Here is a 22,625-nt window from a genome sequence, read left to right as displayed (position 1 = left end):
CAATATCAGTAAGTTGGCTACCGATCAACATCGGTTCCCTACTCATAAGGATGATAAACATGGGACAGGAAACCTCAAAAATACTCGTCGTCGATGATGATATGAGACTAAGGGCACTATTAGAACGTTATCTTATGGAACAAGGTTACCAAGTTCGCAGTGCAGCGAATGCAGAACAAATGGATCGACTTATTGAACGAGAAAACTTTCACCTATTGGTGTTAGATTTGATGCTACCCGGTGAAGATGGTCTCTCTATTTGTCGTCGACTTCGGCAAAATAACAACCCGATCCCCATTGTTATGTTGACCGCTAAGGGGGACGAAGTCGATCGGATTATTGGCCTAGAACTCGGGGCCGATGATTATCTGCCAAAGCCATTTAATCCCCGGGAACTGCTCGCCAGAATTAACGCTGTCATGCGACGTCAGACTCCGCAGGTCCCTGGTGCTCCAGCTCAGCAAGAGGAACAGATATTTTTTGGTGAATTTACCCTCAACCTTGCAACCCGCGAGATGAATAATGCCACTGATGCTATCTCATTGACCAGTGGTGAATTTGCCGTATTAAAAGTGTTAGTTACTCACCCAAGAGAACCTCTTTCTCGTGATAAATTAATGAACTTAGCTCGTGGACGTGATTATTCTGCGCTCGAACGCTCGATTGATGTCCAAGTATCACGCCTGCGACGCCTGATAGAAAACGATGCCACCAGCCCAAGATACATTCAAACTGTGTGGGGTCTAGGTTATGTGTTTGTTCCTGACGGAACGGCTCGTTAAGGTCGTTAAGCTGAATCTACTTAATAAGGTAAGCCTGAGTTGAACTGGTTAACAAAATTTCTCCCACGTAGCTCATTCAGCCAAACTGTCATGCTCATTGGTAGCTTATTGCTCATTAACCAAATCGTCTCTTATTTGTCTGTCGCCACCTACTTTATCCAACCCACTTATCAGCAGATAAATCAGTTGATCGCTCGTCAAATAAAACTCCTATTTGTCGATGGGGTTGATGTCGGCCGTGAACACCTAACTATGGTTGAGGCCCTCAACGCCAAAGTTCTTAATAACGATGGTATGAAGATATATAATCAGCAACAAGCGCGAAAAGCGGGTATCGAACACACCACACATTATGGTTTTTTATCTTCGCAGATGTCTGAGTTGCTGGGTGGCAAAGCGGAGGTCAGAATCACCCAAGGTGATGACTTCGAGATCTGGATCAGACCACCACAAGCTCCTTCTATCTGGATAAAAGTGCCTTTAACAAGCTTTAATGACTATGACCTTTCACCACTGACCCTCTATTTAATTGTGATTGGCACGCTAAGTGTCGCTGGGGGATGGTGGTTTGCTCGGCAACAAAACAGACCCTTACGCCGGCTACAAAAGGCGGCCATACTCGTGTCAATGGGCGACTATCCTCAGCCACTGCCTTTGAAAGGTTCAACTGAAATAATCGAAGTGACCAACGCCTTTAATCAAATGTCCAATAGCATGAAGCAACTCGAACAAGACAGAGCTTTACTGATGGCTGGTATATCTCATGATCTCCGCACTCCGTTAACGAGGATTAGACTCGCTTCAGAAATGATGGTGGCAGAAGATGAATATCTCAAAGAGGGTATTATTCATGATATCAAGGATATGGATGCCATTATCAATCAATTTATTGCCTATATACGTCAAGATCAAGAAAGTATCCGCGAACAAAAACAGATCAATAACCTTATCCATGAAGTGGTGCAGGCAGAATCTAATCGTGACAGTAAAATTGAAGTCGTGCTAATTAGCTGTCCAGATATTCCAATGCAGGCCATTGCCGTTAAACGTATTCTAAGTAATTTACTTGAGAATGCTTTTCGTTATGGCGGAGGTTGGGTTAAATTAAGCTCTCAGTTCGACGGTAATAGAGTCGGATTTAGTGTCGAAGATGATGGCCCAGGTATACCTGAAGATAACATTCAAACACTATTTCAACCTTTTACACAAGGTGATGCTGCAAGGGGCAGTGTAGGATCTGGGCTAGGACTTGCCATCATAAAACGCATTGTGGATCGCCATCAAGGAGAAATAAAGCTGACCAATAGGACTGAAGGTGGCTTACATGCCCAAGTTTGGCTACCATTAGATTAAAGCATTGGAGCAAAAGAAGCCTGAATGGCTTCTTTTATATTTACAATGCAGCCAACATAACCTCGGCTTTACTGACCTCAAACATCTTAGGCCCCTCAACATTTAATTCAGAGATGACGCCATTTTCTAATACCATGGCATAGCGCTGCGAACGTATTCCACCAAAGCCTGCTGTATCCATTTGCAAACCGATAGCCTGAGTAAAACTGGCATCTCCATCAGCTAGCATCATAATTTCAGATGCATTCTGACTATCACCCCATGCTTTCATAACAAAGGCATCATTGACTGAAACGCACGCAATAATATCAACCCCTTTAGCCTTGAATTCATCCGCTAGGACCACAAATCCTGGTAGGTGCGACTCTGAGCAAGTCGGGGTAAATGCACCCGGTACCGCAAATAGCACTACTTTTTTACCCGCAAATAAATCCGTCACGCAATGAGTCAGCATTCCCTCACTGGTCAACTCACCTAACATGGCACCATTAGGAATCATCTCGCCTTGTTTAATCATTATTTACCCTCAATATCATTCAATTTATAGTTTATCTCATTAAAAACATGCTTGTCACAAAAACAAAGTTTGATATATGACCCGTCGCTTACCAAGATGCACAATGGTGTATCTTAAGGTAAATAGGTAGAAATATCACCAACAACAAAAACTAATATATAAAAAAATAAACCCATAAACCACATACTACCGGCACAAATAAACACAAAATAAACAAAGCACTACCTATTGCAATAACACAAGACTCAGTAAGTGATTCTTACACATAAAGTAAGATGAAAAAGTTTATAACATTTTTTGGGATTATCATGAAAATAAAGTTTTTACCCATTATGCTAACGAGCATAGGACTCATGCCGTCTACAGCGACAGCAATTCAGGCTGACACTTTTATTAAATCTTTGCATTACCATGATAGGCAAACGAATAATGTACAGGTCTATAATAGTCAAACCTTAGACGCACTATTTTTAGTGACTCCTGAGTCAGATTATTCTGATATCAATAATCAATTAACCTATGTGTTAAATGACATCACTTGGCATCAAGCTTGGGATGACTTCGCTCAATATTATCACTCTAACGCAAGTAGTAACGTGTCATTGAAGTTGCTAACTCGTGAAGCTGGCTACACGAAATCTCGTCCATTGGTGAATTTCACACTCGATGAACTTTCCCCAGGTGAGCTCATTTCATTAGACCCTGATTTTCCTTCCTATGAGGTCGATCCACTCGTGCCTCATTTTTATCAAAATGATCCTTTGGCTGTACGTGCAAATGTAGTAAAAGCCCAGGTAGATCCGGATATTTACCACAAAGCATGGCAAATTTTCACCTTAGAAAACGCCAAATTTACTAATAATATTCATACCATCATCTCAAAATTTGCTTTAGCTGTGCAAATCGTCAGAGATAAAAGCCTCTACATCCCTGAGAGTAAATGGCAACGAAATGGAATACGTATCGATGTGGTCACTCGTTTCTTGGAGCAAACTTACAATTTAGCCAGTATATCTGCAAATGATAAAGAATATTTAATGACCGTGCTCAAAGGATCTATTAAAACGGTTATTAACCCTTATAAGCACAACCGAAGCTATTTAAAAACACAATATCGATTAGCTCGTTTATCAACTGCTCTTGTCGATCGCCAAGGCTACATGTTTGATATACCTTGCACTACAGACTTTCGCCACAAGGGGGCTCAAACACAAAATCACTGCTTTGTTGATATGACAGACAGGGCAGTATGGCATTGGTACACTCAAGAACTGTCAAAAGCAATTAAACCTAGACACAACTATGAAACCTCACAAAATAACTTGCTTAGCAATTTGTTCGCTATTTTATTGCCTATAACCTTGGGGATGGAAGGTTTTGCCTCTCTTGAATATTTCACAACGACTGAAGTCGCAGAGCTTGGTGCAGAAGATCTCATCGTGGAAGAAGATGTAATGGCAAGCCAAGAAGCATTTCTGGCTGAATTTTGTGAAATTTAACAAAGAGAAAATCAAAATGAACATCAAAAGCACATTACTCAGTATGATCACCTATTTACTGATATCAGCACCTGCTTGGTCGGCTGCCGTAGAGGTTGAAAAAGTCACCTATAGTGAATCACAGGCAACAGCACTGCTTAATGATACCGTTGAGCGGATCATTGATGCTTATGGCCAAGCCTATATTGACTTGGTGACTCCACAGCGTTTTGTCAAAAAAGAAATTGAAAGAGGGCTTAATCGGGTAAAAGAAAAATCCATTGCCCGCTTTGAGTACCAATATACTACCGCAGCTGGAGAGCTGAAGACAAGAATTTATCATTCATTTAGTGGCGCAACACCAGCGCCAAATTTTCCCGCAAATAGCCCGCACTACAATGTGGATTTTAATGCACAAATAAACCAACAAATGCGCGATGATGAACGCTTAGTGACCGGAAAAATATCTGAAGAGGAATATGCTACTGACAGCTCTTATTTCCACGCAAGCTCCTATGCAAGAGCCAATGATGCCGAAGTAAAAGCCCTCAGAAAAATAGAACAGGATATTACCAGTGGTGAATTAAGCGGAGGTGGAGAGCTAACTGTATTTATTAATCAAATTCCTTGTCAGTCTTGCATGCCGTTATTTAAAGAAAAATTAGCGAATTGGCCAAGTATAGAAAAGGCTGAAATCAGTTATCTTCCACAAACCGAGCAGAATCTAATCAATCTTCCTCAAGACAGTGAATGGAGAATTTATCTACAAGAAAATAATGCTATAGCGGTAAGTGGAGAAGCAACAGAATTGCAGTCAGCTTTTACATCTGCCAGAAAAACTATGGCAACTTTTAAAAACTTTAAAGTCAGAGTCTTATCAGCTGATAAGGCAGCTGATAGTGGGGATATTACCGGAGCTTGTGCCCTATAAAACTAAAATATAACTCCCTCGCAGACTCTTTAATCTGCGAGGGGCCTCATAACTTACGTATTTTATGCTTTAGCCAGTGTAGACAGTTCAGCTTCTTCAGCCTTCTCACTGTGATCAACCATGGTCACTACAGCAGAATCACCGACGACATTAGTACTGGTACAAAACATATCAATGATACGATCAAGAGCAGCAACTAACGCAATGGCCTCAACAGGCAAGCCCATCTGATGAATTAGCACACCAATCATGACGATCCCACCACCAGGAACACCACCAGCACCAATTGACAGTAAAAACACACTGAAGGCCAATACAGGCACTTGGTCCATGGTGATCGGTGTACCGAACGCATTACCAACAAAGAAAGCGGCAACCGTAATGTAAATAGCAGCACCACTCATGTTCATGGTTGCTCCCATAGGTACGCCGAAACCTGCAACGCTACGTTTAACACCCAATTTCTCAGTTAGTGTACGCATAGTGACTGGAATCGTTGCATTTGAGCTCGCAGTTGACAGCGAGAATAGAAACTGTTCACGTGTCTTACGGCGAAAATCAGCAGCTGAGATGTTGGTTGTCATACCAACGACGACGGGATATACCACTAATGCCCAAAAAGCCAATAAACCTACAATAACTGCCATATAACTCAGTACGCTTAGGAAGGCTTCAGGATCGAAAGTCGCGCCAAGTTTAACCATAAGTGCAAATACACCTATTGGCGCAACACTCATCACAACAGTGATCATTTTAAGCATGATCTTGTTACCCAGTTGGAAAAAAGCCACCACAGGTTCAACTTCTTCACCTATGGCTTTGACAACGCCACCAGTCAACAACGCCATAAAGATAATCTGTAGCATATTACCAGTAGCAAAAGCATGGACAGGATTACTAGGAATAATATTCACTATCATATCGATAAAGCCAGGTAGCTCAGTCGATGTTAAACTTGCATGCTTGTCACCAACCAACTGCATTCCTGCACCTGGCTCAATCCATAACGCTAAAGCTATAGACGCCACAATAGCGATAATCGTATTGGCAAAATACAAACCAAAGGTTTTACTGCCTAAGCGGCCAAATGACTTCAGATCACGTAACTCAACAACGCCAGTCACGATACTAAAAAAGACAAGTGGAACAACCAGCATCATAATCAGCTGGACAAACATGCTGCCAGCGCCTGATGCGACATCAACTAGCGTGGTACTGGCAAAACTGTCACCAGTAAAACCATATTGAATAATAGAACCTAATATTAAGCCGGCGAACAAGCCAACAAATATACGGGATGATAGAGATTTAAACATAACTTGTACCTTCAATTTTATAGTGGTTACTCCTTCCATAGAGCCTTACTTCCTTTATTTAGTGACAAATACTCTGCTATATACACACCATCAACAAGTCCTACCATAGTAATTAGTATGAATTTTAACCTATAAAACCCAACTCATTAACCAAGGCTACCACTTGATTTTCCCTTTAGCTTTCAGCTACCAATATTTAGTCACAAAAAACCACTTAAAAAACACAAATAAAGTTGACACTAGATTTTTATGCCGAAAAATAGGATTATTTAAAACGATTACTCATTTTAATAGGTGATTTTTAGTAGTTTCCTCATCAATAACAATCACATCTTCAGCCAAAGAAATTGAGAAACAAGATCTGTATACTCATTGAACAGTCACTTTGACTCTGATCAACCATCATTGCTAACAAGATGCATTGCCCTACACATAAGGACAAAGTAGTGAAGGTTCACCAAGCTATTATTAGGGGAATATTAACCTGATAAAATACGTGTGATCTTACACCCCTTTTCAGGGGTCAGATGGTATAATAAAGCCACTTTAGCCGTATCAATAACTTATCTAAAAATAGACATTGCAATGGCAAGCGTAATGACAGTTGAAAGGTATGTTGTTAATGATCGAGATACGCTATGGATATCATAAAATCGTTATGGATTATACCTACTTTATGTGGATCTTTAGGGGCATTTGTAACAAACAAATTAATCACAAAGATAACATTCAATCATATAATCAAAGCATCACATCTTAAAGATACATTAATTTTAGTAAAGGCAGCAAAATGGGGTGGAGGTTTTTCACGTCCTCATTACTCGTTTACCTTTACAATAAAAAATAGTCATGAGTATTTTTCAATGTCATTAGGTATTGAAAATGCACAAACATTATTTATTGATGCACTTGATAGAAGTTACAGCCGGCTTATTGACTTTAAATATGAGTCACGAAAGCGATACGAAGAACTTAGGCCTATTATCGGCTATGATTTTTTTGTTGACCGCGATAACATTATTGTCTTTATCCCTCAGCCAATCAGCTTTGGGGATGATTTCGAATCAAACTATCAACTACCAGAGATATCTGATTTTCTATCTAAAAATCAAGAAGTGGAAGCTAGAACTCAGCCATAAACGAAACGCCCTTACCTGTTAAATATGCATACATGCTCAGATAGTCTCATGCTTTTCTGAGTCGCATGTTAATCAAAAACTCGATTGGGTAATATGCTAATACACATGCCACTTTACCCATCATAAAATAGTAGGTAGTGGCATGTTACCTATTGTTCTACATAGAACTTTGTTACAAAAAAAATTTGTAACGGTAACTAACGAAGCTATTTTACTAAACATTATGCCTCGTCAGCATATGAGAGTGGTGTAAACTAATCTTGATTACTGGTAAATATCTCATTGTGATGAGCCATATATTCTTTGAATCGTTCAGATGCATCAAAATCAAGATGTGCTGTATTGAGCTCAATGTCTTTTTCTATACCTAAACCTCGAAGTTGATGAGGATCGAGATGACTAGATAAAGCAAGGTAGTAACGATTATTCCTCGGCAAAAAAGTCACTAAATGGTTATCAAATAATTTATCAAGGTGTGCACATAGAAGCAAACCATTAGCTCCATCTAGCCTTTCATCACTATCACAATCTTTCCATGCCTTAATATGCGTTGCAATCAGCATTTCTTTAATAGCGACTAAGGTCACAGCGCATTTCTCTCCTTGCCAAAGCTCGATAACATTACGTTTAAACTCACCTTGTCCTATACGAGCAAGAATAGGTTGTTCAATTTGCGTTGCAGATAAGTCTTCTTCAAGGAGTTCAAGCAAGTCATACGCTAAATTGTCTTCGATCATATGGTGAACATTAAAGTCAGGATCGATGAGGTTCATTAACACGTAGCGGTTATTACTATACTGGGCGGTGATGTCTTTCGGCTCTTTAAACCAAACTAAATCTTTAGGCTTGTATTTAATGTTAAAGTTATCGAGAGCATCGCTTGCGACAAGTGTTGAACTGTCAAGATCAAGATCTGCAAGTTGAGTTGACATCTCTTCAAACCAACCCTTTTCTTGATGAGCCTCTACCGCTTTGATGGCTTCCTCTGTCGTGACACAAATGACATGTTTAATGTAACCTAAACAGAGTTTTTGATTATTGATTTGCGTGTAAAGCCAAACGGCATACTCTTGACCTTGATGCTTATTATTTTTGGTCTTTATTGCTTGTAAAAAAGAAAATTTATAACCATTAACCAACTTTGTTTTATCACGAAGCCACTCTTCATTCCCATAGCCTCTAGTGAACTCAAATGATTTTTTATCGAGGCTTTTATCTTCTACTCCAGAAGGAGTAACCCATTCATTTTTATTCCAACATAACCTAGCGATTTTCTTATCCATATGTTCCTGCTTTTAAGGTATAAGCGATCGTGCCACTTATTTAAGGAGAGGAGAAGTTGATTTTCGCTACTTCACATCAAAGCAAAAGGTAACATTCTAATGTCACTATTTCACCGGACGAGCAGCAATTAACATAAACTTAACAACACATTACCACACCATAACTATCTAAGGAACCAAAGATGGCGATCTATAGGTTAAATATCTACACTTTAGTTTTTCTGAGCATAATAAGGCATCCACACTGGCGGCAATTGAAGAACCTGAATGTTTATTTTTGATGATCTTAGGCTAAGTGAATGATTAATTGCTTAATCTCAGCTTACGGCAGTTACTACGATCACTTTTTATCATATTGAGTAATGTTAAGCTCCATTATCTTCAATATCACAAACATTTTTGACGTACATAATCGCTCTTTGAGGCCCAAAAATTCGAGTATAAGAGACGATAATATTATCTTTATGATAAAGTAGTTTTACTTTATCAGTCATTGATGTTGTAAGCTTCTCACTCATAGTAAGGTATAAATTAATATTATGGGGGTCAATAATGTCCCCTCCATCACCAATTTGCTTAGTACTATAATTTATTTCAAATTCGCCATCACCATAATTTTTAGTCAGCTTCCCATTTGATAAAAATGATGCAGTATTATCCAAACCAGGAGTATTAAGGTAATGACGAGTTAACAAATTACTGTTTTCAACATTACTAACAGTTATAATGCTACTCATCTCACTACCATTTATAATATTAAATGACCCTCGATACTCACCATTATCAATTAAGGAATGTTCAAGATAAATAGTAGATAAATAATATACTAAAAAACAAACAATAAATATTATAGTTCGCATACAGCCCCCATATTACTCAAAAAATCATTTATTTGTTTTTTTGCTAACAAAACATTATCTTTTTTAAATACGAATGAAGCACCTTCACCATCAATAGCAAATGATACATTAATGGTGCCCTGTACCTCTTCTAAAAAAATTGTGCTCCCCTGCGGAATATTTGCAATAATACTTTTTAACCATAAATCAATCTTAATTGATTTATGACTAATGATATTATAGGGTTTTTCATTTATGACTATTATTCGCTCTTCATAACCTTTAGCAATATAATCCCCTTTTTCAACTCCAGCCGCTAAGCTGATGTTATATAAAGTACCTAATAATGCACAGATACTTGCTACCATCATTACCCATTCAATTTTATTGAATAATCGCTGAATAACTGTTTTATGTTGGATTGCTGGCGTTTCCTGTATTGCTATATTTTGGATAGCTGCATCACCTGCATCACCTGCATCACCTGCATCATCAGTAATAATGGGAGAGGTTTCAAGCACAAAACGATAACCCACTTTAGGAATGGTCAAAATAGCATCATTTTTAATGCCGCAATCTTTAAGTATTTTTCTAAGTGTAGATACCGTTTTTACCACTGATGCATCAGTAACAGACCTCCCCCCCCAAACATGGGTCAGAATATATTCACGTTCAATCACCGCTCCAGCCTGACTAATAAGAAGTTTAAGAAGAGTAGATTCACTATGAGAAAGCTTCTGTGTTTTTGTCGTTGTTAATAATACATATTTTAAGGAATCAAATGTTATCTTCTGCTCAATGAGATATAGACCTGATCCCCTCATAGATACCCCTTGATCAGACATAATACTCTCTTATTTATCGTTAAATGGTTATCTTTTAATGCTATTATAGTCTTGACTACCCTACACAAATATAAAAATATTGAAATATTTAAGAGAACCAAGATAAGATCAATCAACTTCAATGGCTTAGATAAAACCATGTCAATATAAAGAGCTCAAACACTGCTATAACAACCTCGTTATGCACTCGACTTGCAGTGGTATGGTAAACCAATGTCCCTTCTCTAACTTAACAAACTAGCTAGAATCAACGACAAGAGAAACTGAGCACGCTACAGCGTGCTCAACAGATAGAGCCTTAAAGCTCAAGCGCAAGAATTTTAGACTTTCTCTGGTAATTGTAGAGCTGTTTCTTTTTATCCGGTAACTCATCAACTTCGACAATGGTAAATCCGTGCTCTAAGAACCAATGAATGCTCCGCGTAGTTAATGCAAATAGACGTGTATAACCTCGTACTCTAGCCTGACCTATAATGTTATTTAACAGTAAACTGCCCCTGTCAGCATCACGATATTCTGGATGAACAACCAAACAAGCAAACTCCCCAGCACTATCTTCTTCGAACGGGTAAAATGCAGCACAACCTATCACCAAGTTATCACGCTCAATAAGCATGAACTGTTCAATTTCCACCTCAAGTTGCTCACGAGAACGGCGAACTAAAATCCCCTGCTCTTCTAATGGCCGAATAAGATCAAGTATTCCACCTATATCACTAATGCTAGCTCTGCGTAACCTCTCTGCACTCTCAGTCACAATTTGAGTGCCTATTCCATCCCTAGAAAAAAGCTCCTGTAGCAATGATCCGTCATCTAAATAACTTACAAAATGACAACGTGACACTCCATTTCGGCAAGCGTCAATGCTAGCTTTTAAAAATGCCTTAGTACCAACACAGATACTGGTTTCAGCATCTAGGTCATTTAAAATGTGTTGCGCTTCATTTGGCATTAACTCAGCTAACACCTTGCCAGTACTGTCTAAAATCCCTTTTTCTGAACTAAAACCAATCATCTTGTCTGCTTTGAGCTTCACAGCAATTTGGGTGGCAACCTCTTCAGCGGTCAGGTTAAAACTTTCTCCTGTTACTGACGCGGCAATGGGGCCAAGTAACACAATTCCATTATTATCTAATTGTCTCTTTAGCCCCTGAACATCGATCCGTCTCACCTTACCACTCAAACAGTAATCAACACCATTATCAACCCCTAGTGGTTGTGCGATGACAAAATTACCACTGACCACATTAATTTGTGCACCTTGCATCGGCGTATTACTCAAACTCATCGACAGCCTAGCGGTAATATCGAGCTGTAAACTCCCTACGACTTGCTTGATGACTTTAAACGTTTCTTCTTCGGTAATGCGTACACCATGATAATATTCAGGAACCAGTGACCTTTCAGCCAATGCTGCATCGATTTGTGGCCGTGCACCATGAACCAATACGACTTTAATTCCTAGGCTATGCAACAAAGCAATGTCGTTAATGATTGAACGAAATTGATTTTTAGCTAAGGCTTCTCCCCCCAGCATCACAACAAAGGTTTTCCCTCTGTGAGCATTCACATAAGAGGCAGACTGACGAAATCCTTCAACAAGTTCTGTGGTTCGCACGCTAGTATCTCACTTAATTTATAAATTATCAGACATAATAATAAATCAATAATAATGCATTTAAATTCAAACTAACAGCATTTAATTTCATCCCGGTCTACTAAAAATATTGAAGCTAATCATTATTCTCGGCTCTGGCTGACTGCTTCGCCTTACCTCATGTGTCCATACACTTGCATATCTAAATCATTCAATACAGCATACTGGGCTTTGAAATCCAGCCAATAAAAAGCAAATTACAGACAAAAAAAAGCCCCTAATTTAGGGGCTTTTAAGAAGTTTATTACCAAGTAATTACTTGATTTTAGCTTCTTTATACATAACGTGCTGACGAATAACTGGATCAAATTTCTTGATCTCCATTTTTTCAGGCATGTTACGTTTGTTCTTTTCAGTTGTGTAGAAATGACCCGTTTTAGCGCTAGAAACTAGCTTGATCTTCTCACGATTACCTTTAGATTTTGCCATGGTTTATTATACCTTCTCGCCACGGGCACGAAGTTCAGCAATAACAACTTCAATACCTTTCTTATCGATGATACGCATACCTTTAGTAGAGATACGTAGCTTAACGAAGCGCTTCTCACCTTCTAACCAAAAACGGTGGTTTTGTAGGTTAGGTAAAAAACGACGACGTGTTGCATTTTTAGCGTGTGAGCGGTTATTACCGACCATTGGCTTCTTGCCAGTTACTTGGCATACTCTTGACATGTCAAACTTCTCCAAAACAATATATATAACGCTCGAGCATTAATGTACCTCGAATATGGCCGTCGCCTGAGGCACACAACAGAGGGCGCATTTTATACAGGATCTAAAAATAAAGATCAAGGGATAGTTAATCTATCCATCCCCGCTCTGCAAATGAAACTATTTCACAATCACCTACAACCATATGATCTAACAAAGAAACATCTATAGTTGCAAGCGCATTTTTTAATCGCTCAGTAATTCTTCTATCGGCTTGACTTGGCTCCGCAACACCTGATGGATGGTTGTGGCAAACAATCACAGCCGAGGCCTTTTTATCTAACACTAGGCTCACTACATCACGTGGATATACTGAAGCAGAGTTGATAGTGCCACGAAACAATTCAACAAACTGAATCACCCGATGTTGGCTATCTAGCAACAAAATTGCAAATACTTCATAGGCACGATCCCGTAATTGTCTCATTAAATAGTCCCGAGTTAAATCAGGATCACTCAATATTTTGCCTCTTTTTAAATTTTGTTGCGCCACACGTCCACTTAGTTCTACTGCAGCATGAAGTTGAGCATACTTAACTGGCCCCATTCCAACTAAGTGACAAACCTGTGATTGTGACGCTGCTAACAGCTCTCTAAGCCCACCAAACTCATTTATTAGGTTCATAGCAAGCTCCACAGCGCTTAACCCATGTGAACCATTTCTGAGGAGCACAGCCAAAATTTCTGCATCGGACAATTGAGACACACCAAACTTAATTAACTTATCTCTGGGACCTTCACCTTCAGGCCAATCTTTAATTCCCATCACGACTTCCTTGTGTGACTTTTTATTCAAAAGTTGAGTATGGACCAGTTTGTAGGACTTGCCTCTAATTATGGTGGACTTTCTCACCCGTCATCTTAACAACATCATTTTTTGATAGGCGCTTTTCTTCTTGTCATTTTTAAAACTAGACTCCTCGCAGCTCATTAGTTTGTGATATCTTAGGCTCAATTAATATTAGCAACTGTTTCGTTTCTTATTGAGCAACTTCTTATGAACCAGAGTCAGAATCAGGTAAACAAAAAAATCTTACTCGCCATTGGTGGCGGTATTGCGGCCTACAAATCCGCCGACCTTATCCGCCGCTTAAAAGAACGTCATTTCGATGTTCGTGTCGTCATGAGCCAAAGCGCCAAAGAATTTATCACACCACTCACACTGCAAGCATTATCTGGTTATCCGGTTGCCTCTGATTTACTCGACACCGCTGCTGAAGCTGCAATGGGACATATTGAACTTGCCCGCTGGGCGGATCTCGTTATCGTCGCTCCTGCGACTGCTAATGTCATCGCCCGTATCAACGCAGGCATGGCAGACGAACTCATAACAACAACATGCTTAGCCACTGAAGCCCCTATTATTATCTGCCCTGCGATGAACCAGCAAATGTACCGCAATCAAGCAACTCAAGATAATCTTGCTAACCTAGCCAAACGTGGTGTCACCGTTTGGGGACCTGCATCAGGCAGTCAAGCATGTGGTGAAGTGGGTCCTGGTCGCATGCAGGAACCTCAGGAAATAGCACAACAAGTAGAGCTGTTTTTTGCACCTAAGTTACTTCAAGGCCAGTCAATCTTACTGACCGCTGGCCCAACCCAAGAAGCCATCGATCCAGTTCGCTACATTTCTAATCACAGCTCAGGTAAAATGGGGTTTGCCATAGCAACAGCAGCCATAGCCATGGGTGCAAACGTCACTTTAGTCGCAGGACCGGTTAATTTACCCACACCAGCCGGTATTAACCGCATTGATGTCCAATCAACCCAAGAAATGCTCAATGCCGTCATGCTCAATGTCGATAGTCATCAAATTTTTATCGGTTGCGCCGCTGTGGCCGATTACCGAGTAGACAAGATAGCCGAAGATAAAATAAAAAAATCGACTCACGATATGCAACTTGCACTGATTCGAAATCCTGATATCTTAGCCACGGTTGCCAATCATCATCCGCGCCCCTTTACCGTAGGCTTCGCTGCAGAAACCCAAGATGTAGAGCACTATGCTAAAGATAAATTAATAAGGAAAAAACTCGATATGATCGCTGCAAACGACGTGTCCAATCCTGAATTAGGTTTCAATGCAGACCAAAATGCACTTAAAGTTATCTGGACTGATGGGCAACAAGACTTACCTGCAACAGATAAACAGCGCTTAGCCAGTCAGCTGTTGACTCTGATTGTAGATCGCATCACGTTTTCACAAGATCACCAGCAATGAAGACACCCATTGAAGTTAAAATCGTAGATCCTCGTATTGGAACCCAATATCCATTGCCCAGTTATTCCACACCTGGCAGTGCTGGCATGGATCTTCGAGCAATGACTGACAGCAATATCACTGTCGCACCCGGTGAAACCATATTAATCCCCACAGGGATCTCTATCCATATTGCCGAACCAAGCCTAGCAGCAGTAATTCTGCCCCGTTCAGGATTAGGCCATAAACAAGGTATCGTATTGGGCAATCTTATCGGACTTATCGATTCAGACTATCAAGGGCCCTTGATGATATCTTGTTGGAATAGAGGAGAGCATCCATTTAACTTAAGCATCGGTGACCGCCTAGCTCAATTAGTTTTTGTGCCTGTAGTACAAGCTGAATTTAAGCTTGTCGATAACTTTACTCACTCTTTACGAGGTGAAGGCGGCTTCGGCCATTCAGGCACTCAGTAATAATACATTGACTCCTAGTAAATAGACTATAAACAATATTAGTGACTTAACCTAGTGCAGAATAAACGTACAGGCTAAGATATCACCTAGCTCCTGCTGTATAGAGTGAAGGAAAAATAAATGGCTGCAAGCCCAAAAATGAATCGCCGCGAACATATACTCCAATGCTTAGCGACGATGCTGGAAACCAATCCAGGACAAAGAATTACCACAGCAAAACTCGCTGCTGAAGTTGGCGTGTCTGAAGCTGCGTTATATCGACATTTTCCAAGTAAAGCCCGTATGTTTGAAGGCTTAATTGATTTCATTGAAGAATCGTTATTATCACGTATCAACCTCATCATGGATGAAGAGAAAGACACCATGAAGCGCTGCCAGCACTTACTGCAATTATTACTCATATTTGCTGAGCGCAATCCCGGCATTTCACGTCTGCTCAACGGTGATGCGTTATTAGGTGAACATGACAGATTACGCAGTCGAATAGGGCAAATTTTTTCTAAGATAGAAACTCATTTAAAGCAAATATTACGTGAAAAAACATTACGTGAAGGCAAAGGCTTTACACTTGATGAGGCCATACTGGCTAATTTACTCCTTGCCATTGCCGAAGGGCGGATCTCTCAATTTGTTCGCAGTGAATTTAAACAAAAACCCACTCAACATTTCGAACAACAATGGATGTTTATCCAACAACAATTACTTCAAAGCTAAATAATATCCTTGATTTGTGGCAGTTAAATTTACTGCCACCGACCAACCCCACCCAGTTACTTTTGTTAAATTAATATTTTTAATTGATAAAAAAATACTTTTACCCTACCCTCGCTGCGGAAACAATTAACACAACCCACACCAAATTGACAAGGAAGTTGTATGTCACTCATAAAGTACTTAGCTATCATGCTATTTGCTAGCATTGAATCATTATCCTACGCCGTTGCCGAAGATACACCATCTCCAGCAGAGCTCTTCAGCAGAGGTGCTGAATTTACTGATGTGAAAATATCGCCCACAGGTGATTACATTAGCGCAATCACTAAACATGAGGGTAAAAATAAGCTGTTGATACTTGATGCCAAAACAAAAGAATTACATCATGCAGTGTTCTTTCCAAGTAATGCTCAAGTTGGTGATTATGCGTGGGTCAACAACGAGCGCCTCGTACTGCAAAAGGAGTATTTAAAAGGGTGGCAAGACCATCCTATTTATTACGGCGAATTAATGGCTATCAATGCCAATGGCTCAAAAGCCACGTACTTATTTGGTTATAACAGCGGTGAACAACAAACAGGTTCACATATTCCCAAAAACACCCCAATTCGCGCCACAGCACATATCTTAGATCCTTTGCCCAACGATAACCGTTATATGTTAGTCAATGCTATTCCATGGGGTGGCTCACGAAAAGTTGACTACGAAAAAAAACAAGATGTTTACCGAGTTGATGTGTATAAGGGGAAGCGTAAAAAAATCACCAGATCGCCCATTGGTCACTCCCGCTTTTTAACCGATCATGACGGAGAAGTACGCTTTGTCAGTGGCACCAAAGATTACATTCATTATGAATTGTTTTACCGACAAGATAGTGAATGGCACAACACAACTAATTTGCAGCATAATTTAGACAATCTAACCGCTATTGCGTTTAGCGATGATAAAGACAGCGTCTATGTCACTGGTAGCGAATCAGGAAAACCAGCAGGTGTTTATTTATTAAATATAAAAACCGGCACTCAACAACAGGTCAGTCAGGATAAAGCTGTTAGTCCAAGTCGTGTATCGATTAATCGTAATAATAAAAAAATGTATGCCGTTGAGTATGAAAATGGTTATCCAACTTATGAGTTTATCGATACCAATGACCCGTTTGCAAAATACACCAAGCAATTACTGGCGTCACTCCCCGGTCACCAAATACATGTAGTCAGTCAAACTCATGATGCAGAAAAAATCATTATTAAAGCGTTTAATGACCGCAATCCAGGAGATTATTACCTGTTTGATACCAAAAAAGTTAAACTTGAATATCTATTATCAGAGAAAAAATGGCTAGACCCGGCCGAGATGGCAGAGGTAAAACCCATCAAGTTTACCAGTCGAGACGGTATCGACATCCACGGATATCTGACCCTGCCCAATGGCATAGACGCTAAAAACCTGCCCTTAGTCGTTAATCCTCATGGTGGACCACACGGTATCCGTGATACATGGGGATTCGATCCTCAAAACCAATTAATCGCCAGTCAAGGGATCGCAGTACTGCAAGTCAACTTCCGTGGCTCCGGTGGCTACAGTGAATCATTTGAAGCGCTGGGTTATCAAAAGTGGGGCACGGCCATTCAGCATGACATTATCGATGGTACGCATTACGTCATCGAGCAAGGATTAGTCGACAAAAAACGAATTTGTATTGCTGGCACTAGTTTTGGCGGCTACTCAGCGCTACAAAGTGCCATCATTGAACCTGATTTATTTAAATGTGCTATCGGATTTGCTGGTGTGTATGATCTCCCACTCATTTTTAAGAAGGGAGATGTACAAGAAAGAGAGTCTGGTACACGTTACTTAAAACAGGTATTAGGTGAAGATGAGCAGGTATTAACGTCAATGTCACCGACACATAATATCGATAAGCTCAAAGCCAAACTACTCTTGGTTCATGGTGGTGAGGATGAGCGTGCGCCCATAGAACAATTCGAAGCGTTAGAAGATGCGTTAATAGCACACAACTACCCGTTTAAAAAACTTATTATGGATGATGAAGGCCATGGTTTTTATAACGATCAACACCGAGCCAAATATTTTACTAAAATGTTAGATTTCCTTAAACAAAACCTCAAATAGCCATACTCCCAGTACTGCTAAAAAGTCGATGACCATCATCGGCTTTTTTATTATTTGTAACCTGCTTTTATGGTATATATTTACACCAAATAACGGTATCCTGCTTTTACTCTAATTCAATGCGAATAGTTACCACTCTATATTTTTTTCTGAGATAACTAAACACTCGTTGAAACTCAAAGTCTACGGACAAAGAAATACTGAATATCACCACTCATGATGATAGTGGAGGAACTTATGACATCAAAAGAAGCCGTTCTCAGTGAGTCAGCCAAACTAGTGCAAACAGCACTATCAGCGCGTGGTCTCGAAACGCCTATGCTGCCGAGCGAATTTAGCGCCGACGAGCGAAAAACTAAGATAGAACAGCATATGAGAGAGATTTTAACGCTAATGTCTCTCGACCTATCAGATGATAGCCTTACCGATACACCACGTCGTATCGCTAAAATGTATGTCGATGAAATTTTCTCTGGACTCGATTACGCTAACTTCCCCAAAATCACTGTCATTGAAAATAAAATGGGCTTCGATGAAATGGTCAAGGTGAATGATATCAGCCTAACCAGTACTTGTGAGCATCATTTAGTCACCATAGATGGCTTGGCCACTGTAGCTTACCTGCCGCGTAAAAATATTATTGGTCTATCAAAAATTAATCGCATCGTGAGATTTTTTGCTCAGCGTCCCCAAGTTCAAGAACGATTGACTCAGCAAGTCTTAGTCGCCCTGCAGACCCTACTCGAAACACAAGATGTTGCCGTGAAGATGGATGCGGTACATTACTGTGTGAAATCACGTGGTGTGATGGACTCGACGAGTTCCACAACCACCACAGCCTTGGGAGGGATTTTCAAGTCTAATCCAGCAACCAGAGCCGAATTTTTGAGTAATTAGATCACAGATAAGTTCCTAGAAACTAAGGACTAGGAACTCCAATGCAGCTTAAATCCCGTATTGGTCGCGATAAGCGCTCACAGACTCAAGCTGTACTTCCATACCCGATTTTTCAGACAGGTAATTAATCAAATCACCTAGCTTGATAATCGATATAATTTGACAGCCAAAATCACGCTCCACCTCTTGAATCGCCGAAAGTTCACCTTTGCCTTTCTCTTGGCGGTCCAGTGCAATCAACACGCCTGCAAGTTCTGCATCATGGGCAGCGATGATTTCCATAGACTCGCGAATAGCAGTACCTGCAGTGATAACGTCATCAACTAGCATGACACGCCCTTTAAGCTCACTGCCAACTAAACTGCCACCTTCACCGTGATCTTTCTTCTCTTTACGATTAAAGCAATAAGGAATATCAATATCATGATGCTCACACAAGGCCACTGCTGTTGTTGTCGCAATAGGAATACCCTTGTACGCTGGGCCAAACAATAAATCATGCTCAATAGCAGAATCCACTAATGCCGCCGCATAGAAACGCCCAAGACGAGCGAGATCTCGACCTGTGTTAAACAAACCAGCATTGAAAAAATAAGGGCTAATACGACCAGATTTAAGTGTAAACTCGCCAAACTTTAATACCTGACGTTCTAATGCAAATTCAATAAACTCACGCTGATAGGCTTTCACAATCTCTCCTTAACAATTTATCAGTAATAAAAAGAACCCTGAAGGGCTCTTATACTACTAGGTATTTATTTAATTCGATAAATTTAACTCAATGCCGCTTTCTGTACATCAACAATCTCACGGATCCCGTGCTTAGCCAGCTCAAGTAAACTCAACAGTTCTTCATGGCTAAAGGGTTCGCCTTCTGCGGTGCCTTGGATCTCGATCATTTTACCGGTTTCGGTCATCACCACATTCATATCGGTCTCAGCCTCGCTATCTTCGATATATTCAAGATCACAAATAGGCTCTCCCTTGTAGATCCCGACGCTTACCGCAGCAATAAGGAACTTAAGTGGATTATTTTTCAAAATACCTTTTCCACGAGCCCAGTTAAGCGCATCAACTAACGCAACACAAGCACCGGTAATGGCTGCAGTACGCGTACCGCCATCAGCTTGGATAACATCACAATCAATCACTATGGTGTTTTCACCTAGCGCTTTCATATCAACGGCTGCACGAAGTGAACGGCCAATAAGACGTTGGATCTCTTGAGTACGGCCAGACTGCTTACCACGCGCCGCCTCGCGATCCATACGGGTATGAGTCGAACGAGGTAACATGCCGTATTCAGCGGTCACCCAGCCTTGGCCCTTTCCTTTTAGAAAACGAGGAACCCCTTCGGTAAAGCTAGCAGTACAAAGTACTTTAGTATCACCAAACTCAACCAAAACAGAGCCTTCAGCATGAGCGGTGAATTGACGTGTAATGGTCACTGGGCGAGATTGAGCTGGCGTTCTGTCACTTGGGCGCATAGGAAATTCCTGTATTCGTAAATCTAAAGGCGATTTGAGCGGTATCATTTTGGGGTCACAGTATAAGGGGTTGTGGCAATGGATGCCACGATATTCCGATCTCGAACGTAAAGCTCAGTGAGTTTACTTTGACGCGCAACTCAAGGCGTCTATAATCGCTGTTCACTTTGACGATTTAAACAAACTGGAATACTCACCCATGATCCAAAGCATGACAGCCTACGCTCGTATCGAGCACAAAGCAGAATGGGGCACAGCCTCTTGGGAAATTCGTTCAGTCAATCAGCGCTACTTAGAGACTTACCTACGCCTACCTGAACACTTCCGAAACCTAGAACCTCTGCTAAGAGACCGTCTACGCAAGCGTCTAAATCGTGGTAAAATTGAAGTAAACCTCAGATACGATCTCAATGATAATCAAAGCAATGAACTCCAACTCAACCAAGACTTGGCCAAACAACTCGTCACAGCGGCGAACTGGCTAAAAAAAGAAGCGGGTCAAGGTGAACTCAACCTGGTTGATATCTTAAAGTGGCCAGGGGTCATGTCTGGTTCAGAGCAAGATATGGATAGCCTAGGCAAAGAGCTGCTCAGTGCATTTGACGATGCTATCGATCAATTCATCGAAGCACGTGGCCGTGAAGGTGACGCCATCAAGGTCATGCTACAAACCCGCCTAGACGCCATCGTCGAACAAGTCGCGATTGTGCGCGAACACATGCCAACCATTATGCAATGGCAGCGCGACAAGTTGATTAATCGCCTTGCTGAAATAACCGGCGAACTGGACCCAGCACGCATGGAACAAGAGATGGTTATCTTAGCTCAGAAAATGGACGTTGCCGAAGAAATGGACCGACTCGACGCACACGTGGCTGAAACTCAACGAATCCTTCAAAAAGGAGGCGCACAAGGCCGCCGGTTAGACTTTATGATGCAAGAATTCAACCGCGAGTCAAACACCTTAGCCTCTAAATCAATCAGCGCAGACGTCACTGCAGCCGCAGTAGAACTTAAAGTGTTAATCGAACAGATGAGAGAGCAGATCCAGAACGTAGAGTAAAAGTTCCCGTCTATTAACCTTAGTCCTATCGGCCCAGTTTATCACTGGGCTTTTATTTGCCTATTAAGTTGGGTGATGGTGAAATATTCAGAGCAAAAAAATTAAAATTCACTTAACTAAGCTCGAGTTAACGAGCCTGCGATAACTTGTTGCATAGGTATAGATAATCGCGTTTTCTATATACGTCAACTAAACATGTATAGATTGCGGTGTTTTTTATACATGTAAAAAAATAGATTGACGCTCCTCATGAGTTAGAATATGTGCCACACATGTCGATTGAATCAAGTTTTGTGAACATGTTTGCAATGCATGTCGATTGAATCAACATAAGTTTCCCACAGCGCCAACCAACACAAACCATTGATAAAATATAAATATTAGGGTTATTCATATTTTACACTTGCGCTTTAAACTGCAACCAACCTTGTTGATTTAAGCGATGCCAAGCAGCGAGGATATGAGCGGGTTTCATGTGCGCTTTTCTAGCATTCCAGCGATGCACCTTCTGAACTAACTCTGCATTACTCAAGCTTTCAGGGGTTGATTCTTGAGTGGCATAGAGAGTGATATAGGACGGCTACCTAATGTATCTAACCTGAGCTCAGGTTAAGCAGCGCCGCTTAATATCGCTATTTTGGCCCCTATCTTTGTTGTGCTTTCTAGTAATAGCCAGCTATTACGTACGAAATCCCGCCTTGATATCGACAAAAATTTCGGTATTAAGCAAGTGGGTGAACAACAACCAACAAGAGTTCAACTTGTTGATTTTAAACGAAAAAACCAAAAATCATTTGACACTCG

Annotated in this window: 22 protein-coding genes; 11 read left to right on the top strand and 11 right to left on the bottom strand. The window is 40.6% G+C overall.

From position 1 onward, the window contains the following. Positions 1-59: 59 nt before the first annotated feature. Complete coding sequence (gene ompR, locus HQQ94_RS03150) at positions 60-782, top strand: two-component system response regulator OmpR (RefSeq protein WP_173293051.1); 723 nt, start codon at positions 60-62, stop codon at positions 780-782. 39 nt (positions 783-821) lie between these two features. Then, complete coding sequence (gene envZ / locus HQQ94_RS03145; protein ID WP_173293050.1) at positions 822-2,135, top strand: two-component system sensor histidine kinase EnvZ; 1,314 nt, start codon at positions 822-824, stop codon at positions 2,133-2,135. Positions 2,136-2,175: 40 nt separating this feature from the next. Here envZ and HQQ94_RS03140 read toward each other — a convergent pair whose 3' ends face one another. Beyond that, a complete protein-coding gene (locus HQQ94_RS03140; RefSeq protein ID WP_173293049.1) occupies positions 2,176-2,652 on the bottom strand; it encodes a peroxiredoxin in 477 nt (158 codons plus the stop codon). Between the two features lie 308 nt (positions 2,653-2,960). On the opposite strand from HQQ94_RS03140, the gene HQQ94_RS03135 reads away from it, so the two are divergent. Together HQQ94_RS03135 and HQQ94_RS03130 are read left to right on the top strand one after the other, a co-directional pair. Further along, positions 2,961-4,151, top strand: coding sequence for a hypothetical protein (locus HQQ94_RS03135; protein WP_173293048.1), 1,191 nt, complete (start codon positions 2,961-2,963; stop codon positions 4,149-4,151). Positions 4,152-4,167: 16 nt separating this feature from the next. Then, a complete protein-coding gene (locus HQQ94_RS03130; protein WP_173293047.1) occupies positions 4,168-5,061 on the top strand; it encodes a hypothetical protein in 894 nt (297 codons plus the stop codon). A gap of 62 nt (positions 5,062-5,123) precedes the next feature. On the opposite strand, the gene HQQ94_RS03125 is transcribed toward HQQ94_RS03130, so the two are convergent. Continuing rightward, positions 5,124-6,377: a dicarboxylate/amino acid:cation symporter gene (locus tag HQQ94_RS03125; protein ID WP_173293046.1), complete on the bottom strand. Its 1,254-nt coding sequence runs from the start codon at positions 6,375-6,377 to the stop codon at positions 5,124-5,126. A gap of 638 nt (positions 6,378-7,015) precedes the next feature. Here HQQ94_RS03125 and HQQ94_RS03120 point away from each other — a divergent pair. Continuing rightward, positions 7,016-7,516, top strand: coding sequence for a hypothetical protein (locus tag HQQ94_RS03120; protein ID WP_173293045.1), 501 nt, complete (start codon positions 7,016-7,018; stop codon positions 7,514-7,516). 254 nt (positions 7,517-7,770) lie between these two features. On the opposite strand, the gene HQQ94_RS03115 is transcribed toward HQQ94_RS03120, so the two are convergent. From HQQ94_RS03115 to radC, 7 genes are all read right to left on the bottom strand, one after another. Then, entirely contained in the window at positions 7,771-8,799 is a 1,029-nt protein-coding gene (locus HQQ94_RS03115) for an HNH endonuclease (RefSeq protein WP_173293044.1), read from the bottom strand. A 365-nt stretch (positions 8,800-9,164) separates the two neighbouring features. Next, positions 9,165-9,659 carry a hypothetical protein gene (locus HQQ94_RS03110; RefSeq protein ID WP_173293043.1) on the bottom strand — a complete coding sequence of 165 codons (495 nt, stop codon included), beginning with the start codon at positions 9,657-9,659 and terminating at the stop codon, positions 9,165-9,167. Continuing rightward, positions 9,647-10,483, bottom strand: a complete 837-nt coding sequence (locus tag HQQ94_RS03105) for a winged helix-turn-helix domain-containing protein (RefSeq protein ID WP_173293042.1) — start codon at positions 10,481-10,483, stop codon at positions 9,647-9,649. Before HQQ94_RS03105 ends, HQQ94_RS03110 begins: the two co-directional genes overlap by 13 nt. Positions 10,484-10,781: 298 nt before the next feature. Continuing rightward, positions 10,782-12,101 carry an amino-acid N-acetyltransferase gene (argA, locus tag HQQ94_RS03100; RefSeq protein ID WP_173293041.1) on the bottom strand — a complete coding sequence of 440 codons (1,320 nt, stop codon included), beginning with the start codon at positions 12,099-12,101 and terminating at the stop codon, positions 10,782-10,784. A 294-nt stretch (positions 12,102-12,395) separates the two neighbouring features. Next, positions 12,396-12,569: a 50S ribosomal protein L33 gene (rpmG, locus tag HQQ94_RS03095; protein ID WP_011494790.1), complete on the bottom strand. Its 174-nt coding sequence runs from the start codon at positions 12,567-12,569 to the stop codon at positions 12,396-12,398. Positions 12,570-12,575: 6 nt separating this feature from the next. Further along, positions 12,576-12,812, bottom strand: a complete 237-nt coding sequence (rpmB, locus tag HQQ94_RS03090; protein WP_173293040.1) for a 50S ribosomal protein L28 — start codon at positions 12,810-12,812, stop codon at positions 12,576-12,578. A 127-nt stretch (positions 12,813-12,939) separates the two neighbouring features. Continuing rightward, positions 12,940-13,617: a DNA repair protein RadC gene (gene radC, locus HQQ94_RS03085; RefSeq protein ID WP_173293039.1), complete on the bottom strand. Its 678-nt coding sequence runs from the start codon at positions 13,615-13,617 to the stop codon at positions 12,940-12,942. 231 nt (positions 13,618-13,848) lie between these two features. Here radC and coaBC point away from each other — a divergent pair, with 231 nt between their 5' ends. From coaBC to folE, 5 genes are all read left to right on the top strand, one after another. After that, positions 13,849-15,072 carry a bifunctional phosphopantothenoylcysteine decarboxylase/phosphopantothenate--cysteine ligase CoaBC gene (coaBC, locus tag HQQ94_RS03080; protein WP_173293038.1) on the top strand — a complete coding sequence of 408 codons (1,224 nt, stop codon included), beginning with the start codon at positions 13,849-13,851 and terminating at the stop codon, positions 15,070-15,072. After that, positions 15,069-15,527, top strand: a complete 459-nt coding sequence (gene dut, locus HQQ94_RS03075; protein WP_173293037.1) for a dUTP diphosphatase — start codon at positions 15,069-15,071, stop codon at positions 15,525-15,527. The genes coaBC and dut overlap by 4 nt, the downstream gene beginning before the upstream one ends. Positions 15,528-15,647: 120 nt before the next feature. Further along, positions 15,648-16,241 carry a nucleoid occlusion factor SlmA gene (gene slmA, locus HQQ94_RS03070; RefSeq protein ID WP_173293036.1) on the top strand — a complete coding sequence of 198 codons (594 nt, stop codon included), beginning with the start codon at positions 15,648-15,650 and terminating at the stop codon, positions 16,239-16,241. Positions 16,242-16,403: 162 nt separating this feature from the next. After that, positions 16,404-18,374: a S9 family peptidase gene (locus HQQ94_RS03065; protein ID WP_173293035.1), complete on the top strand. Its 1,971-nt coding sequence runs from the start codon at positions 16,404-16,406 to the stop codon at positions 18,372-18,374. 237 nt (positions 18,375-18,611) lie between these two features. After that, positions 18,612-19,271 carry a GTP cyclohydrolase I FolE gene (gene folE / locus HQQ94_RS03060; RefSeq protein WP_173293034.1) on the top strand — a complete coding sequence of 220 codons (660 nt, stop codon included), beginning with the start codon at positions 18,612-18,614 and terminating at the stop codon, positions 19,269-19,271. 48 nt (positions 19,272-19,319) lie between these two features. Here folE and pyrE read toward each other — a convergent pair whose 3' ends face one another. Continuing rightward, positions 19,320-19,961 carry an orotate phosphoribosyltransferase gene (gene pyrE / locus HQQ94_RS03055; protein WP_173293033.1) on the bottom strand — a complete coding sequence of 214 codons (642 nt, stop codon included), beginning with the start codon at positions 19,959-19,961 and terminating at the stop codon, positions 19,320-19,322. An 83-nt stretch (positions 19,962-20,044) separates the two neighbouring features. Continuing rightward, positions 20,045-20,758: a ribonuclease PH gene (rph, locus tag HQQ94_RS03050; RefSeq protein ID WP_173293032.1), complete on the bottom strand. Its 714-nt coding sequence runs from the start codon at positions 20,756-20,758 to the stop codon at positions 20,045-20,047. Positions 20,759-20,957: 199 nt separating this feature from the next. Here rph and HQQ94_RS03045 point away from each other — a divergent pair, with 199 nt between their 5' ends. After that, complete coding sequence (locus HQQ94_RS03045) at positions 20,958-21,821, top strand: YicC/YloC family endoribonuclease (protein WP_173293031.1); 864 nt, start codon at positions 20,958-20,960, stop codon at positions 21,819-21,821. Positions 21,822-22,625 lie beyond the last annotated feature (804 nt).

This window comes from Shewanella sp. VB17 (assembly GCF_013248905.1).
GTDB lineage: Bacteria > Pseudomonadota > Gammaproteobacteria > Enterobacterales > Shewanellaceae > Shewanella.
Note: the sequence above shows the minus strand (reverse complement) of the source record. Positions and strands in the feature narration are given on the sequence as shown.